Below are 15,680 nucleotides of genomic sequence, written 5' to 3'. Positions count from 1 at the left end.
TCGCGCGTTCCCACCTGCGGCCCAGTCCGCAGATCGAGGCACCGCGCTGATTCTCCGACGCGGTGCTCGAATTCACGGCCTCTACAAAAGAATTAACGCTTGGCGGGTCGCCCCAGGCGGCGGCGCCAGTCGCGGGCGCCCAGCATTCGAGACATGCGGCCGATGAGTCGCGACTTCGACGGCACGATCGGGTACCACAGCGGTTCGGACTTGAGCGATATCCGCTCTTCGACGACGGCCTGCTGCCTACAGTACTTCAGCACGCCCTGAGCGCCGCCGAACCGGCTGCCGAGTCCCGAGTTCTTCCAACCGCCCATCGGCACGGGCATCTGGAACGTCGCCACCAGTGCATTGTTGACCGACACCGAACCAGCCTCGATACGACGCGACAACCGCTGCGCCCTGCGCGGATCGCCCGTCCACAGGCTGGAACTGAGCCCGTACTCGGAGTCGTTGGCCAGGGCGATCGCCTCGTCCTCGTCGGCGACACGCATGATCGCCACGGTGGGGCCGAACGTCTCCTCGCGCATACATCGCATCGAGTGGTCGACATCGACCAGCACGGTGGGCTCAAAGAAGTTCCCGTGCTGGCCGCGCTTTCCGCCGACGAGGACACGAGCCCCCTTGGCGACCGCGTCCTCGACGTGCGCCTCGACGATGTCGACCTGGGCGGTCGTCACCATCGCGCCGATGTCACAGGCGAAGCTGCCAGGCTGATCCATGCCCTGGCGCAGGGCGGCCACCTTGGTCGTGAGCTTTTCGACGAATTGGTCGTAGACGGGCGCCTCGACGTAGACCCGTTCGACACCGATGCACGCCTGTCCCGAATTGGTCATCGCGCCCCACACCGCGGCGGTCGCAGCGCGCTCGACGTCGGCGTCGGCTAGGACGATGAACGCGTCCTTTCCGCCGAGTTCCAGGCTGCAGGGGATGAGACGTTCGGCGCAGCGCACGGCGATGGCACGCCCGGTGCGCACCGACCCGGTGAACATCACCATGTCGGCGTGGTCGACGACCGCGGCACCCGTCTGACCGGCTCCCGTCACCGCCGCCAGGATCGGCGGTGCGCCGATCTCCTCGCGCCATCCGCGGATGGCTTCAGACCAGGTCAGCGGGGTTGCCTCGGACGGCTTACTGACCACGGCGGCACCCGCGACCAGGGCCCCGACGACGTCCATCATCGGCCCGCCGAGGGGGCCGTTCCACGGGGTGATGAGCCCGACCAGCTGGTGCGGCCGCACCTGGACGCGGAGGCGCCGAATGGCATTCGCCGCTCCCGCCGGACGGACCCGGCGGTCGGCGAGGAAGGCCTCGGCATTCTTGGTGAAGTAGTTGATGACGTCGACGGCCACCGCCATCTCCATCGAGGCATCGGCCCAGGATTTACCGGTCTCCGCCTGGATGAGCTTGACGAGGCGTTCCTCGTTGTCCAGCAGCCAGTCGAGCCATCGCAGCAGGTGCGCCGCGCGGCTCTTCGGGCCGATCGCCTCCCATGCCGGTTGCGCGGCACGCAGTTCGGAGCACACCCGGGCGACATCCGCGGCACCGAGCGCCTCCACCTCGCCGACCACACGGCCATCGGCCGGACACCGCACCGTGATGCGCTCGGCGGCCGGCACGTCGGGCTGACCGTCCACCGCGCTGTGGTCCAGTGTCATCGCGTCTCCTCACGTGTGGCCACTCTGATTTATCTAACACCATAAGTTTTATTTCCCGACGTCCGCAACGCTTCACGCGGGATGGCGGTCCGGCGGCCCGTCTGGACTCACGGGCACTGGAGTTCTATAGTCCAGTTAGCCTAAAGGCGATAGGTTAAACACCCGAGCGAGGAGGGATGGGCGATGCAAGTCCACCTCGAACGCGGCAAGTGCGCGGGCCACGCCCAGTGCTACGCCGTCGATCCGGATCTGTTCCCCATCGACGACGAGGGGTACTCGATCCTGGAGCCGTACGAAGTGTCACCCGATCATCAGCAGCTGGTGCGCGACGGCGTGGCCTCCTGCCCCGAACTCGCCCTGATCATCGAAGACTGACCGAGAACCTGCGCCCTGATGGGCGCATCAGCACGATCGCGCCGCATCCGCGCCTTTCCTCAGAAATGCGGCTTGACCTGGTCCATTCGTGCCGACTGGCCGTCCGCCAGGACACCTCATTGACGCGTTATACCTATGGGCGTAAGGTTTAGCGCCAGGGTGGCGCAGGTCACAGGCCAGACGTCCACGCCCACCGCCGCAGGCCCCTGAGACACCTGCACCTTCCGACAGACACTCCAGCGCCCCACCGAAGGAGAAGCATGAAGCTCAAAGACAAAGTCGCGTTGATCACCGGCGCAGGATCGGGACTCGGGCGGCACTCCGCCCAACTGTTCTCGGCCGAGGGCGCGAAGGTCGCCATCGTCGACATCGACGCCGACCGCGCCGAGCAGACGCTGAAGCTCGTCGAGCAGCAGGGCGGCGAAGCCATCGCCATCACCGCCGATGTGGCTCAGCGCGACCAGATCGCCTCCGCCGTCGACGCCACCGTCGAAGCTTTCGGCAAGCTCGACATCGCCTGGGCCAACGCCGGCATCGTCTCCCGCGGTGGCGTGCCCACGGTGGCCGGTGGCGAGTTCGTCGCCTTCGAGGACCTCACCGAGGCCGACTGGCAGCACGTGCTGGGCGTCAACCTCTCCGGCGTGGTGTACACCGCTCAGGCCGCGGTGCCTCACCTGAAGGCAAACGGCGGCGGCACCATCCTCGCCACCTCCTCGGCGGCATCGCACGTCGCCTACCACAACATCGCGATGTACTCGGCCACCAAGGCCGGCGTCAACGGCCTGGTGCGCGGCCTGAGCCTCGACCTCGGCCGGTTCGGCATCCGCGTCAACGCCATCGCTCCTACGCACGGCATGTCCCCCAACTTCCTGATGCCTCCGGGCTCGCCCGTCGTGGGCGCATCCTACGAAGAGGTCGCCGGCCCGTGGAACCCCACTGTGTCTCCCATTCCGCTCAAACTGCAACGCCCCCCGTCACTTTCGGACAACGCCAAGGTGGCCCTCTTCCTGGTGTCCGACGATTCGGCGTACATCTCCGGTGCCACGATCGGATCCGCCGACGGCGGCACGCTGGCCCGCGTCGGGATGTGGTTCGAAGAGGACCTCAACCCCGAAGCCGCCAACTAAAGGACCACGAGGAACATCCGATGACCACCACTGAACCGGCACCGGCAGCGCTGACGGTCGACTTCGACGTCTACGACGCCACGCTCGCCCACCCCGTCGACGTCATGCAGGACCGCGTCGCCGAACTGGCCGCCAAGGGCCCGATCGTCTATTCCACCGCGCACGGCGGGCACTGGGTCGTCACGCACTACGACGAGATCCACCAGATCCTGACCGATGCGGAGACCTTCTCCAGCTACCCGAACAACCTGGTGACGCCGGCCGACTTCGGCCGCTTCATCCCGTTGGAGCTCGATCCGCCGGAGCACACCGCCTACCGGCACGCGCTGCAGCCGCTGTTCAGTCCGCAGCGGATGAAGCGCCTCGGAGATGACATCCGGACGCAGGTCAACGAACTCATCGACGCGTTCGCCTCGAAGGGTGAGGCCGAGTTCATCTCGGAGTTCGCCCACGAGTTGCCCGCCCGAGTCTTCCTGTCGCTGATGGACTGGCCGATCGCGGATGCCCCGATGTTCACCGAGGCCACCGACGCGGTGCTGTTCGGAAAGCCCGGTGGCACCAAGGAGGAGTCCGACCAGGCCATGATGATGGCCGCGATGACGGTCGCCGGCTACTTCAACAACGTCATCGCCGAACGCCGCGCCACCCCCGGTGAGGACGCCACCTCCAAGCTGATCCACACCGAGGTCGAATTCGACGACGGCAAGCGGGTGCTCAACGACGAAGAGCTGTTCCGGATGTTCTTCCTCCTGCTGATGGGCGGACTTCACACCGTCCAGGGTTCGCTGGCCTGGACCCTGGCTCACCTGTCCCGCAACCCTGAGCAGCGCGCCGCGCTGATCGCCGACCCGACCCTGGTCCCCAAGGCGGTCGAGGAGATCCTTCGCATCGAGGCAGCGGTCATCCCGGGCCGTCGCGCCACCAAGGACGTCGAGATCGGCGGTGTGCGGATCGCCAAGGACGACATGCTGATCCTGTTGCTGTGCGGCGCGAACCGCGATGCCACGCAGTTCGCCGATCCGCACACGCTGGACATCACCCGCAGCCCGAACCGGCACCTGTCCTTCGGCGCCGGCGTGCACCGTTGTCTCGGTTCGCATCTGGGCCGCATCGAGCTGACCATCGCGCTCGAGGAACTGCACCGCCGAATCCCGGATTACGCACTGGTGGAGAGCGATCCGCCGGTGTGGCACTCCACCCAGGTGCGCGGCTGTGCTCGGATGCCCATCACCTTCACCCCGGAAGCGAAGTGATCCGATGACCACGTCACTGCCTCGGCAGGACAGGATCCGCCGCGCCATCGAACTGCTGCGCAACGACACCACCGACAAGTTCGACGAGGTGGTGGACTTCGAGGCCCGCGAGTTCACCGATCCCGTCTTGGCGCAGGAGGAGCGCGACTTCATCTTCGGCACCGTGCCGTCCATCATCGCGCACGGTTCCGAGATCGGTAGGCCGTACGACTTCATCACAGTCCAGATGCCGCGCAACAACATCATCGCGGTGCGCCAGCAGGATGGTTCGGTCCGCACGTTCGTCAACCTGTGCCGACACCGCGGCGCGATGCTCGAGGAGCAGGAGAAGGGTCGCTGCCGATTCTTCTCCTGCCCATACCACCGCTGGTCCTACGACCCCGACGGCAAGCTGCGGATGATCACCCGCGACAACACCTTCGGTGAGATTGACCGTGCCGAGCACGGCCTGGTCGAGATCCCCTGCGAGGAGCGGCACGGGTTCATCTGGGTGGTCGACAATGCGCACGCCGACATCGACGTCGCGTCGTGGCTGGGCCCCGAGATGGACACCATCCTGGCCGGGTACCAGTTGGACAAGCTGGTGAGCTTCCGCGCTGCGGGCTTCGACGAGCCCACCAACTGGAAGATCATGCAGGATGCGTTCCTGGACGGCTACCACATCCAGTACGCGCACCCGAACACCGCCGGCAAGGTCATCCACACCAACGTCATGGCGTTCGAGGACTTCGGCCGACATCTGCGGTTCATCGCCCCGCGCAAGACGATCGACCGCTGGCTCGAAGAGGATCCCGGTGACACCCCGCTTGACGACTATGTCACCGAAACACACTTCCTGTTGCCCAACAGCACGCTGCTGCGGCAGCCAGATCACTTCCAGCTGTTGACGTTCCGTCCCCATCCGACCGACCCGACGAAGTCCCGCATGGAGCAGCGCCTCATGGTGCCGCCGCTGGAGGAGTCCGGTATGGAGGAGGACCACTGGAACCGCCGGTGGGAGAAGAACTGGGACATCCTGCTCGCGGTCCTGCACAACGAGGATTTCCCGTTGCTGCGCAACTCCCAACGCGGCATGGGCAGCGCGGATGCCGGCCCGATGCTGCTGGGCCGCAACGAGACCGCCAACCAGCTCTTCCGCCGGGAGACCAAGAAACTGCTCGCCGAGGGGCGAGCAGCCGCCAAGTGATCGCATCGTGATCAAGTACGAATGGCGTACTGAGTTCGACTCGCAGGAGGCCGCCGAGCTGGCAGACATGCTGGCTCGTGCGGCGGCATACGACGCCGAACCCGAGTACAGCACCATCGATTTCGCCGACGTCACCGCAGCCATGGAGCGTCGCGATCCACACATCCGGCACCTGCTGATCTGGATGCTGCCGCACGCCACGGCGATGGCGGCACCGGACGAGCCCGAGCGGATCGCCGCGCTGCTTCGACTCGAGATCGCCGACGGCGGCACCGCCAAGGCAGTCCTCGTGGTGGACCCGACACTGCGCTCCATCGGTGTCACCACCCTGTTCGTCGAGCAGGTGGGCCTGGACACCGGCGGCCCCGACGGCTGGCTGGGCACAGGCGCCCGCACGATCTCGGCGTGGGCGCGGGGCAACCACCCCGCAACCGGACGGCTGAGCAACCGGTTCCTCATCCCCCGCACGCGGCGGATCTGGAAGCTCATCCGGGCATGCGACTCCGTGCCGAACGTCGCCGCGGCACCGGTGCTCGAACAGCTCGACCGATCGGTGATCGAGCACCTCGACTGGGCGACATCGACTCCCTCTCACGGTGATGTCTACGCTCTGCGGGTCGCGGGATCGATCACCGGCCTGGTTGCCCTGGACTTCACTCCCCTGGAGTCAGAAGAGTTCGGCGCCTGCGCGACCGCCATCGAGGTGGTGGCCGCCCCCGGCACCGATTCGGCGGCGCTGCGCCTTCTGCTCGACGGTGCCGCAGCGGTGGTGCACGACCACGGCCTGACCGGACTGATCGTGCACGTCGACTCGGGCGACAGCCGACTGGTCAACTCCTGCCGACTGGTCGGATTCCAACATGACCGCACTGACGTGCAGTACGAATTGAATGAGGCTCGGTGATCCTAAGCACTTCCGTTCCCCCTGACCTGCTGCGCATTGTCGAGGCGCACGGCCGGGCAGTGGCCGCCGGTGACAACGCCACCGTGTTGGCCGACTTCCTTCCCGACCGGATCGGCCAGTTGATCGCCGCACCCAGCCTGCCCCCGGCCCTGAAGGACTCGGAGGTGCAGTCGATCACCGAACTCCCCGATGGCCGTTACGACGCGATCATCAGGTACACCGCACCCGACGACACGTGGACCGAACTTCGGTCTCGGTGGGTGAAGTTCGACGACGGCACGTGGCGAGTGTTCAGCGTCCGCAACATCCCCGACACACCGCCGTGGATCGAGCTCACCGGTCCGGCCGAGGACGGTCTCGACGAGCCGCACTGGGACGGCCTGCGGGCCGGGCAGTTTCTTCTCCAGCGCTGCCGGCAGTGCCACACCTGGACGTGGGCGCCACTACCCATCTGCCCGTCCTGCCACAGCTTCGACATGGGCTGGGAACGCGTTGACCTCGACGGCACGATCTACTCGTGGACCCGCACGTGGCAACCGTTCACTCCGGAGAGTCGCGGCCATCTGCCCTACGTCAACGTCCTGGTGGACCTTCCGTCGGCTGGCCACCGCCGCGTGGTCGGTGTGCTGACCTCCGCCGACGGCGTCACGCCGCGGATCGGCCAGCGGGTTCGAGGGACCATCGAGCAACCGCCGGACGACAAGTACTGGCCCCTGGTGCGGTGGCACCTCGACGAGGAGCAGTGATGAGCGGATTCCGGGGCGCGACCGCAGTCGTCGGGGTCGGTGCGACCGACTACTTCAAACGCGGCACAAGCCCGCTGTCGTCGGCGCAGCTGACGCTGCAGGCGATCCTCGCGGCCTGCGAGGATGCCGGAGCGGATCCCCGCAAGATCGACGGATTCGTCTCCTACGCAGGCGATTCGAGCGATGGATTGACGCTGGGCGCCGCACTCGGCGTCCATGAGGTGCGCTGGTCCAGCCAGGTTCTCAGCGGCGGGGGCGGGGCGGTCGCCGCTGCCGTCAACGCCGCCGCCGCGGCCGTGTACAGCGGCCAGGCCGAATGCGTCGTGGTGTACCGCGGACTCAGCGAGGCCACCGACGGCCGGGCCGCGTTCAACAAGGGCCATATGGGTCATCTGTACGGTGCACACGGCGTGATCGCGCCCCCGCAGATCTGCGCCCTGCGCACGCAACGCCTGCTCGAGGTGGACGGGGTCCCCCGCTCGGCGTTGGAGGCCATCTCGATGGCCGGATATCACCACGCTCAGAACAACCCCCGCGCGGTCGCCTACGGACAACCCCTCGACCATGAGCACTACACCGGCGCCCGCGTGATCGCCGAACCTCTGCAATTGTTCGACTGCTCACGCGAGAACGACGGTGCCGCCGCCGTTCTGGTGGTGCGCTCCGACCGAGTCGGTGACTACGCCGGCACCCCCGCCCACATCCTGTCCGGGGTGCAGGGGGCCGCTGCGGGGTGGACCGAGTCGGTGGAGAATGAGGCCCACTACACCAGCGCGGGATTCCACCCCGCCCTGGTGCGGAGGCTCTGGGACGGCGCGGGCATCACGGTGGACGACGTCGACGTCGCGCAGGTGTACGAGAACTTCACCGGCCCCGCGGTCGCGGCGATGATCGACCTCGGCCTGTGCCCACCAGGTCCCGCCGCGGGCGCCTTCCTCACCGTGGACAATCTGACCGTGGAGGCCGGACAGCTGCCGATCAACACCGCGGGCGGCAACATCGCCGAGGGCTTTGTGCACGGCATCGGCCTGGTGATCGAGGCCGTGCGTCAAATCCGCGGGGGTTCACCGAATCCAGTGTCGGACGCCGACATCTCACTGCTCATCGGTGGCCCCATGGCGCCGCTGGTGAGTTCGACAGTGTTCGGCTCGCCGGCCACCGTCTGACACACCTGAATCTCACGAGGAGGAAGATGGCCGCGACAGTCGCGTCCGCCATTCGGTGGTGGGCCAAGACCGACGGCGACAGGACTGCGATCGTCATCGACGACGAGACTCTGACCTACCGGGAGATCCACGAGTGGACGGGCCGGTTGGCCCGTCGTCTCGCGGACTCAGGCGTCAAGCCCGGTGACCGCGTCGGCCTGCTGGCGCCCAACAGCCTGCACTGGCCCGTGGCCGCATTGGCGATCGTGCGCGCTGGTGCCATGTTGGTGCCGCTGAACTCCCGGCTGCGGCCCGCCGAGGTCCGCAAGGTGGCCGACGACGCGGGCATCTCGTGGGTGTTCGCACCCGCCACACACCTCGAGGTGGCCCAGGAGGCCTCAGCCGCCGGAACATCATTCGAGATCATCGACCTCGACGGCGTGGCGGATGAGCGCACCGGTGATCCGGATGACTTCGGTGTCGACACCGCGCCCGACGACCCGATCGCGGTGATCTTCACCAGCGGTTCCACCGGCATGTCCAAGGGCGTCATCCTGACCAACCAGACGCTGCTGTCGATCGTGCTGGAACAGACCCTGACCGAGGAGGGCTTCCGCCCGGGCACGGTGGTGCTGCTGGTCCTGCCGCTGGCCTTCACTCCCGGCCTGGTCTACGGCCTGCTGCAGACCAGTGTGCTGGGCGGAACCCTGGTGGTCGAGCGCGAACTCAATCCGTCGCGTGCGGTCACGCTGCTCGAAAGGCATTCGGTGCGCGCGATCTTCGGCGTACCCCTGATCTTCGAGGCGATGGCACGGACCCCGGAGTTCGCCTCCGCCGACCTCAGCGCGTTGACGACCGCGGTGGTCGGCGGCGCCGCAGTCCCCACTGACCTCCTCAAAACCTGGGCCGACAAGGGCGTGCTGCTTCGCCAGATCTACGGCATGACCGAGGCCGGTGGCATTGCCACCGCGACGCTGAAATCCGAGGCGCTCGAGCATCCCGGATCGTGTGGCATCGGGTCGATCTTCACCGAGATCGACGTCGTCTCACCGGACGGCACGTCGCTGGGTCCCGGCGAGGCCGGCGAGATCGTCGTCCGCAGCCCGCTGGTGACGCCCGGATATTGGAATGATCCGGAGTCCACGGCCACAGCCCTCCGCGACGGATGGCTGCACAGCGGCGACCTGGGCACCCTTGATGAGTCGGGGCGCATCACGTTCGTCGACCGCATGAAGGACCTCATCATCTCGGGCGGGATCAACATCTCCCCCGTCGAGTTGGAGGCCGCGATCGGCTCACTGGAGGGCGTCGCGGAGGTGGCCGTCATCGCCGCCCCCGATCCGCGCTTCGGTGAGACACCCGCCGCGATCATCTCGGTGTCCGACACGACCCCGAAGCTGAGCCCCGAAGATGTTGTGGCGCATTGTGAACGTGTGCTCTCGGACTACAAGGTGCCGCGCTACGTCGTGCTTCGCTCGGAGCCGTTGCCGCGTCTGCCGAGCGGCAAGCTTGCCAAGCGGACCATCCGCGACGAATACGCCGACGTCGCGGATCGTTACCCGCGGGCACGCTGAGAGACCACCCGCTCCCCCGGCAGCGTCGGGGGAGCGGGGATCCACAGTCAGACCTGCCCGGACTCGGCGCAGTAGATGGACTTCAGGCTGACGTACGCGTCGAGCCCCTCTGGCCCAAGCTCACGGCCCAGACCGCTGTTCTTCACGCCGCCGAATGGCGCTCGGACGTCGAGTTGATAACCGTTCACACCGATCGAACCGGTGTGCACCGCACGCGCGACGTCAAGCGCACGGTCCCGGTTGGTTGACCACACCGTTCCGGCCAACCCGAACTCACTGTCATTGGCGATGCGCACCGCATCCGCGTCGTCCTCGTAGGGAATGACGACGAGCACGGGACCGAAGATCTCCTCCTGAGCGATCCGCGCGGAGTTGTCCACGTCGCCGAACACCGTCGGCTCCACGAACCAGCCCTTCGGCTGCTCCTGCGGGATTGCACCTCCCACAACGCATGTGGCTTCAGCACGGCCGATCTCGATGTACTCCAAGACGCGCTGGCGCTGCCTATCGCTCACCAGCGGTCCGATCTCGGTGGCGGGGTTCAGCGGATCCCCCACCACCAAGCTGGCGGCCAGGCCGGCCACGGCACCGAGCACCTCGCGATACCGTGACGCCGGCGCCAGGATGCGCGAACTGAGGTGACACGTCTGTCCGTTGTTGACGAACGACGCCTCCCGCAGGCCGGCCAGCGTGGTCTCGAGATCGGCGTCGTCGAGGATGATCGCGGCGGACTTCCCGCCGAGTTCGAGTGTCACGGGCCGGATCAGCCGGGCGCACACCTCGCCGATGGCGCGGCCCGCGGGCGTCGACCCTGTGAACGCCACCTTGTCCACACCGGGATGCGCGACGAGATGCGCGCCGGGTTCCGCGTCACCGGGAACGACGTTGAGCACCCCGGAAGGCAGCCCCGCCTCGGCCGCCGCCTCGGCGAAAACGCGGGAATCCAAGGCAGTTTCGGGCGCGGCCTTGAGGATGACCGCGCACCCGGCGGCCAACGCCGGTGCCAGCTTCATGACCGCAAGCGCCTGCGGGTAGTTCCACGGCGTGATCGCACCCACGACACCGACCGGTTCGCGCCGCACAACGGTGTGGCCGATCAGGCTGGGGCGGACGTCCTCGACGGGAGTCTGGGCGACCAGCTTGGCGTAATAGGCCACCAACGCCGCGGGGAACAATCCGTTGACCGCCGCCGAGAGCGTGATGGGCATGCCGTTCTCACGGCTCACCAGTTCCGCCGTGGCCTGTGCGCGGGCCTTGAGCGCCCCCGCGAATCGCGTCAGCACCGCGGCACGCTCTGCCGGATCCTGACGTCGCCACTGCTGCGCGGTGCTCGAGTGCGCCGCCGCCACGGCATCGTCGATGTCGGTCGGCGTCGCGCACGGTCCGTCGGCGAGATGCTCTCCGGTCGCGGCCTCGATCACGGGCACGGTCTTGAGCGCCGAGCGGAACTCGCCGCCGATGAACAGCTCGGGTTGGGCGGGAATCACAGCATTAAACCTTACTTCATTAGGTTAATCGTGGGCCCGCGCGCCGCGACCACATCGGCACCACAGGGTGGGCGGCCACCACCGAAGAGGCCCCGGCGACGCGGCATCCGCGAAATGTGACGTATCCCACAGGCACGGCGCGCGCCCTTTGCGGGGCCACAGGCCAGATTGACGCCAGCGCAACAAAACCGCAGGACAACGCGGTGGCTAACTCCCAGAAGGGCCGTATGTGCCGATTTCCCAGGCACGACCGCAACTCGACACAATCATGGCAACGAGACTGTTGATCTTGATCAACGCATGGCGCCGCACGCAGACGTCGGATAACTTATCGGCCACGGGGAGATCGTCGCCCACTCACTCATTATCGAGAGGTGGCTTACATGGCTGTGCTGCATCCTGCGGAGCCCATCCGCATCGGACGCGATACCGACGACGATCCCCATCTCTTCTCCGCGGCAACCGGCACCGCACGGCCCGGGTTCTCCCTGCGAGACCTGCGAATCGCGGCGGCGAACCAGCTCGAACTGTGGGCGGCCGGCCACGAATGCGACGACTTCCGCCACGATTACCTCACCGCCCTTGTCACCGACCTGCGCGCGAACGCCCTCGACGTCGAGGCGAATCAGCTTGACCTGTGGAGCGCCGGCAAGGTGTGCGACGAGCAGCGTCGCAGCCACGTCCTGGAACTGGTCGCCGAACTCCGCGCCCTGACCTGACGGGCCCGCGAGATCGTCGTCGCTCGAGTGTCTTTCCTCTACCCGGCTGCGACCCCTGCGGGATCATCCTGGGGCCGGGCCGTGAAGGTCTCCTTGCGCCATCGCCAGACCCCCCGACTCAAGATGGGCTCGCCCTCCACACCGAGGGCATCCTCCGGTGACGGCGCGACTGGAGCGCTGTAGGGCGAATCGCCGGGAAGGACCGACAACCAGCGCTCCGCGAGGGCGATGAGTTCTCGCTGTTCAGCGTTCGCCCGGTGGGGGCGCCGGCGCACGTAGGCGATGATCTCGTCGAGGCGCTCCCGCATACGACTGCACGTCATCCCGAATCGGGAGAACACCTCACCGGGGTCCGGCCCGCCATAGCGCGCCCATTGCACGACGAAAGTCACCAGCTCCCAGTCGAATTCCGAGACAGTGTCGATGTGATCGTGCGGTGCAGTCATGACTGCACCCTCCTTTCCATGCTCAGCCCGCCCCGGTATCCCTGCCGTGCGAATGGGTTTGGTTGCCGCGCGGCCGGCTCGCCCCGAGACCCGCTTCGATCACGCCGAGAAGTGTTCCCGCCAAAGGCCTCAACGGTGATGCCACCGAGGTGCCGCGCTCGCCCCGCTGGTAACCTGAGCTCCGGAAATGCGGTGCAGGCACGACGCGGAGAGGCAGAGTTCAGGTGTCCCGAGACAGTGTTCGATCCGAGCCGACCCGAGCCGCGCTGCGTCAGGCAGCCCTCGACGTCGCCTGCGAATACGGGGTCAAGGGAGTCACCCATCGACGAGTCGCCGCCGCCGCGTCCCTTGCGCTCGGTTCCGCCAGCTACCACTACGAGAACATCGACGAGCTGATGTTCGAGGCGTTCGCCTCCTGGGTGCAGAGACAGTCCGACCGCTTCGTGCCTGCGTTTCGCGCCGCCGAGGACGAGGACACGCTGGTGGCAGCCATCCTCAATCTGCTCTCGGTCCTGTACGGCGACGAGAAGGACCGAATCCTGCTCTTCGAGGTCTATGCCCATTCGGTGCGCGATGCCGCCTACCACAAGCTCGTCCAGAACTGGTCGGTGTCCACCCGCGCCGAACTGACGCGCCTCTACAGCAGCGACATGGCCCAGCGACTGGAGGCGACCTGGGAGGGCATCGGCGTCCAGCTGGTCCTCGGCGGGTCCGTGGCCTCGGAGAAGGATGCCGAACCGCTGCTGCGGCTGGTGCTGAGCCAGGAGAAGCCGAAGACGCGCAAACGCCGCAGCTCCTCCACGAAGGCGGCCAAGGCCGGCTGACCGCAACCCCCACCCCGACCTGGGGTGGCGCCGTTTCCCCGACCAGCCGAGCTGGCACACTTCCGCGGCCACGCCCCGGTGGGGATCCTGGCTGTCGGTCATCTCGATGCGTTCTCTTCCGAGGCGGTGCTGGTTTCATTACTTTGAACATAAGTTCAAGCACTGGCAAATATAGGGCTCCGGTGTGATCCACGTCAATGCCCAATTTGGTCAACTGTCCAACTCACATCCTGCGCAGAGGCGCAGGCCTTTTCACTCCACGGTGAGGGACGCTTCGACCAGTCTCAGTCGATCCCCGGGAGACGACGAATCCGCGTGACGTCACCCCAGTGAATGGCAGGCCCGCGGTGCAGCGAACCCATCGGCGTGCCTCACGTGGTCAGTGGCGTTGCCGCTGGGAGCTTCCGCGGCTCGCGTTGGGGCTGAATCGACTGAGTGCGCGAACTCGTGCCTCAGCGGACGGGGTCGTGGTTGTAGCCGGCGAGCAGCATGTGACCGGCGTCCACCAGCGACATCGTGCCCGTGACCTTCGCCGCCAGATCCGAGTGAAGGTACACCGCGGTGTTCGCGATCTCCATGGGGTCCAGCAGCGCGGTGCCCTTCAAGACGTTGAAGCGATGACCTCCCTCGACCAGGTCGTCCCGCGTCCCACCGGGGTGACCCGAGATGAGGTCGTACCCGGGCTGGTTGTCGAGCATCGGGGTGTCCACCGCGCCCGGGCTCACGGCGTTGCACCGCGCACCATGTGGTGCAAGCTCCAGCGCGACGGCCTTGGCCAGACCGATGACGCCGTGCTTGGCGGCGGTGTAGTGGGCGTAGATGCCGCCCGGCTCCAGCCCGTCGACGGACGCGGTCATGACGATGGAGCCGGACTGACGTTCGATGAAGTGCGGCGCAACGGCTTTCGCCGACCGCCATACACCGGTCAGGTTGATGTCAATCATGTCGGACCAGGTCTCGTCGGGCAGTTCCCAGAACGGGCCGGTCGACCAGATGCCCGCGTTGGCGTTCAGCGCATCGATCTTCCCGAACTCGGCGATGGTGGCCGCGACCGCTCCGTCGAGTTCCGCCTGCGACCGAACGTCACCGGTGAACGTCAACGCACGTTTTCCGAGTCCCCCGACCAGCGCCGCCGTCTCCTTGAGATCATCGGGCGTGCCCAACGGATAGCCGACCGAGTCAAGGTCCTGCGTACGGTCGAAGAGTGCCACGTCGGCGCCTTCACGCGCCGAGGCGATGGCGTGGGCGCGGCCCTGGCCGCGGGCGCCGCCGGTGATGAAGACGACCTTCCCGTCAAGCAATCCCATTGTCAGAACTCCTCGTTGTCGAGTGGATCTCGGAGCGGACCCTGATCAGCCCGCGGTGGTGTGCCCGTCGACCGAACGGGTGCGGCAGGGGGTGCGCTCGGGGGCCCACGACGTTGCGGTGGACGAACCACGAGAACGATTTGAACTTTTGTTCAGCACGGGTTCGACCATGATCACCCGCCCCCAGTGGACTGTCAACCCAACATCACCCGATGGCCATCGCGATTCGTCTCGGCCCGAATTCTCCTGAGCGCCGGTTGACGACCCGTATGGCTGCGAGTACTTTCAACCGAACTTGAACAGATGTTCACATGCCGTCTCCGGCCCCGGAGCCCTCGGCACACCGACATCCCACGGGTGCCACCGCAGCGTCGAACTGACGAGCACCAGGGTTCAACCCGCACTCTTCGACCTCACCGGCGAATGAGCGCCAGCACAAGAGAAAGAAGGATATGTCCACCATCCGCAGGTTCGACCCCAACACCGTCGAACTGACCGAGGCACCTCGGGAAGACAGCAACGCCCCCGTGTACTCGAATCGGCTCTACGCCAACGACACTGAGACCCAGTTCCATGGCATCTGGAAGGCCGAGCCCGGCGTGCACGCGAACCTGCCCGGCCAGGAGACGGTCGTCATCCTCGCCGGCAGGGCCACAGTGACCGGCCAGAACGGCGACAGCATCGATGTCGCGGCCGGCGACCTCGTGTTCGTCGACGCCGGCGAAGTGGCGACCTGGACCGTGCACGAGACACTGCGCAAGGTCTTCGTCATCAACAAGTAGTCATTCCGGTGTGGGGGGCCCCCCCCGGCCCCCCACACCACTTTCGGGCAATGTCTGCAGCGCGACCCAGGCATTGACCCGAAGTTGTGGATACGACAGCCGAACACCCACCGTAGTAGCCGTAAAAGGCCATCTGGTGGGCACCGG

Annotated in this window: 15 protein-coding genes; 11 read left to right on the top strand and 4 right to left on the bottom strand. The window is 66.7% G+C overall.

What is annotated here, in order from left to right; translation table 11 throughout:
* Positions 1–92: 92 nt before the first annotated feature.
* A complete protein-coding gene (locus A5727_RS06015) occupies positions 93–1,658 on the bottom strand; it encodes an aldehyde dehydrogenase family protein (RefSeq protein WP_068246151.1) in 1,566 nt (521 codons plus the stop codon).
* Between the two features lie 183 nt (positions 1,659–1,841).
* On the opposite strand from A5727_RS06015, the gene A5727_RS06010 reads away from it, so the two are divergent.
* From A5727_RS06010 to A5727_RS05975, 8 genes are all read left to right on the top strand, one after another.
* Positions 1,842–2,033 carry a ferredoxin gene (locus A5727_RS06010; protein WP_068246148.1) on the top strand — a complete coding sequence of 64 codons (192 nt, stop codon included), beginning with the start codon at positions 1,842–1,844 and terminating at the stop codon, positions 2,031–2,033.
* A gap of 260 nt (positions 2,034–2,293) precedes the next feature.
* Positions 2,294–3,160: an SDR family NAD(P)-dependent oxidoreductase gene (locus tag A5727_RS06005; RefSeq protein WP_068246146.1), complete on the top strand. Its 867-nt coding sequence runs from the start codon at positions 2,294–2,296 to the stop codon at positions 3,158–3,160.
* A 20-nt stretch (positions 3,161–3,180) separates the two neighbouring features.
* Entirely contained in the window at positions 3,181–4,413 is a 1,233-nt protein-coding gene (locus A5727_RS06000; RefSeq protein WP_068246142.1) for a cytochrome P450, read from the top strand.
* A 4-nt stretch (positions 4,414–4,417) separates the two neighbouring features.
* Positions 4,418–5,599, top strand: a complete 1,182-nt coding sequence (locus tag A5727_RS05995; RefSeq protein ID WP_068246140.1) for an aromatic ring-hydroxylating oxygenase subunit alpha — start codon at positions 4,418–4,420, stop codon at positions 5,597–5,599.
* Positions 5,600–5,606: 7 nt separating this feature from the next.
* The gene (locus A5727_RS05990) at positions 5,607–6,503 is read left to right on the top strand and encodes a hypothetical protein (protein WP_068246138.1); all 897 of its coding nucleotides are present in this window, start codon (positions 5,607–5,609) and stop codon (positions 6,501–6,503) included.
* Complete coding sequence (locus tag A5727_RS05985) at positions 6,500–7,249, top strand: Zn-ribbon domain-containing OB-fold protein (protein ID WP_068246136.1); 750 nt, start codon at positions 6,500–6,502, stop codon at positions 7,247–7,249. Before A5727_RS05990 ends, A5727_RS05985 begins: the two co-directional genes overlap by 4 nt.
* Positions 7,249–8,415 (top strand): thiolase C-terminal domain-containing protein, encoded by a 1,167-nt coding sequence (locus A5727_RS05980; RefSeq protein ID WP_068246133.1) that lies wholly within the window; start codon positions 7,249–7,251, stop codon positions 8,413–8,415. The genes A5727_RS05985 and A5727_RS05980 overlap by 1 nt, the downstream gene beginning before the upstream one ends.
* Before the next feature lie 26 nt (positions 8,416–8,441).
* The gene (locus A5727_RS05975) at positions 8,442–9,968 is read left to right on the top strand and encodes a class I adenylate-forming enzyme family protein (protein ID WP_068246130.1); all 1,527 of its coding nucleotides are present in this window, start codon (positions 8,442–8,444) and stop codon (positions 9,966–9,968) included.
* A gap of 47 nt (positions 9,969–10,015) precedes the next feature.
* On the opposite strand, the gene A5727_RS05970 is transcribed toward A5727_RS05975, so the two are convergent.
* Positions 10,016–11,455 (bottom strand): aldehyde dehydrogenase, encoded by a 1,440-nt coding sequence (locus tag A5727_RS05970; RefSeq protein WP_157521244.1) that lies wholly within the window; start codon positions 11,453–11,455, stop codon positions 10,016–10,018.
* Positions 11,456–11,838: 383 nt separating this feature from the next.
* Here A5727_RS05970 and A5727_RS05965 point away from each other — a divergent pair, with 383 nt between their 5' ends.
* A complete protein-coding gene (locus A5727_RS05965; protein WP_231991971.1) occupies positions 11,839–12,174 on the top strand; it encodes a hypothetical protein in 336 nt (111 codons plus the stop codon).
* 38 nt (positions 12,175–12,212) lie between these two features.
* Here the strand turns inward: A5727_RS05965 and A5727_RS05960 are convergent, their stop codons facing one another.
* Positions 12,213–12,620: a hypothetical protein gene (locus tag A5727_RS05960; protein WP_068246127.1), complete on the bottom strand. Its 408-nt coding sequence runs from the start codon at positions 12,618–12,620 to the stop codon at positions 12,213–12,215.
* 224 nt (positions 12,621–12,844) lie between these two features.
* Between A5727_RS05960 and A5727_RS05955 the strand changes: the two genes are divergently transcribed.
* Positions 12,845–13,444 carry a TetR/AcrR family transcriptional regulator gene (locus tag A5727_RS05955; protein WP_068246122.1) on the top strand — a complete coding sequence of 200 codons (600 nt, stop codon included), beginning with the start codon at positions 12,845–12,847 and terminating at the stop codon, positions 13,442–13,444.
* Between the two features lie 452 nt (positions 13,445–13,896).
* Here the strand turns inward: A5727_RS05955 and A5727_RS05950 are convergent, their stop codons facing one another.
* Positions 13,897–14,751: a mycofactocin-coupled SDR family oxidoreductase gene (locus A5727_RS05950; protein ID WP_068246119.1), complete on the bottom strand. Its 855-nt coding sequence runs from the start codon at positions 14,749–14,751 to the stop codon at positions 13,897–13,899.
* Positions 14,752–15,203: 452 nt separating this feature from the next.
* Between A5727_RS05950 and A5727_RS05945 the strand changes: the two genes are divergently transcribed.
* Positions 15,204–15,533, top strand: coding sequence for a cupin domain-containing protein (locus tag A5727_RS05945; RefSeq protein WP_068246116.1), 330 nt, complete (start codon positions 15,204–15,206; stop codon positions 15,531–15,533).
* Positions 15,534–15,680: the final 147 nt, after the last annotated feature.

The sequence above is a fragment of the Mycobacterium sp. ACS4331 genome (assembly GCF_001667265.1).
GTDB lineage: Bacteria > Actinomycetota > Actinomycetes > Mycobacteriales > Mycobacteriaceae > Mycobacterium.
The sequence above is the reverse complement of the archived record's forward strand: the minus strand, read 5'-3'. Positions and strand labels throughout refer to the sequence as shown.

Bases quoted from the DNA above. Each gene is read 5' to 3' on its own strand.
- A5727_RS05995 (WP_068246140.1), top strand. From the start codon at position 4,418: ATGACCACGTCACTGCCTCGGCAGGACAGGATCCGCCGCGCCATCGAA.
- A5727_RS05980 (WP_068246133.1), top strand. From the start codon at position 7,249: ATGAGCGGATTCCGGGGCGCGACCGCAGTCGTCGGGGTCGGTGCGACC.
- A5727_RS06005 (WP_068246146.1), top strand. From the start codon at position 2,294: ATGAAGCTCAAAGACAAAGTCGCGTTGATCACCGGCGCAGGATCGGGA.
- A5727_RS05975 (WP_068246130.1), top strand. From the start codon at position 8,442: ATGGCCGCGACAGTCGCGTCCGCCATTCGGTGGTGGGCCAAGACCGAC.
- A5727_RS05950 (WP_068246119.1), bottom strand. From the start codon at position 14,751: ATGGGATTGCTTGACGGGAAGGTCGTCTTCATCACCGGCGGCGCCCGC.
- A5727_RS06015 (WP_068246151.1), bottom strand. From the start codon at position 1,658: ATGACACTGGACCACAGCGCGGTGGACGGTCAGCCCGACGTGCCGGCC.
- A5727_RS06000 (WP_068246142.1), top strand. From the start codon at position 3,181: ATGACCACCACTGAACCGGCACCGGCAGCGCTGACGGTCGACTTCGAC.
- A5727_RS05965 (WP_231991971.1), top strand. From the start codon at position 11,839: ATGGCTGTGCTGCATCCTGCGGAGCCCATCCGCATCGGACGCGATACC.
- A5727_RS05960 (WP_068246127.1), bottom strand. From the start codon at position 12,620: ATGACTGCACCGCACGATCACATCGACACTGTCTCGGAATTCGACTGG.
- A5727_RS05945 (WP_068246116.1), top strand. From the start codon at position 15,204: ATGTCCACCATCCGCAGGTTCGACCCCAACACCGTCGAACTGACCGAG.
- A5727_RS06010 (WP_068246148.1), top strand. From the start codon at position 1,842: ATGCAAGTCCACCTCGAACGCGGCAAGTGCGCGGGCCACGCCCAGTGC.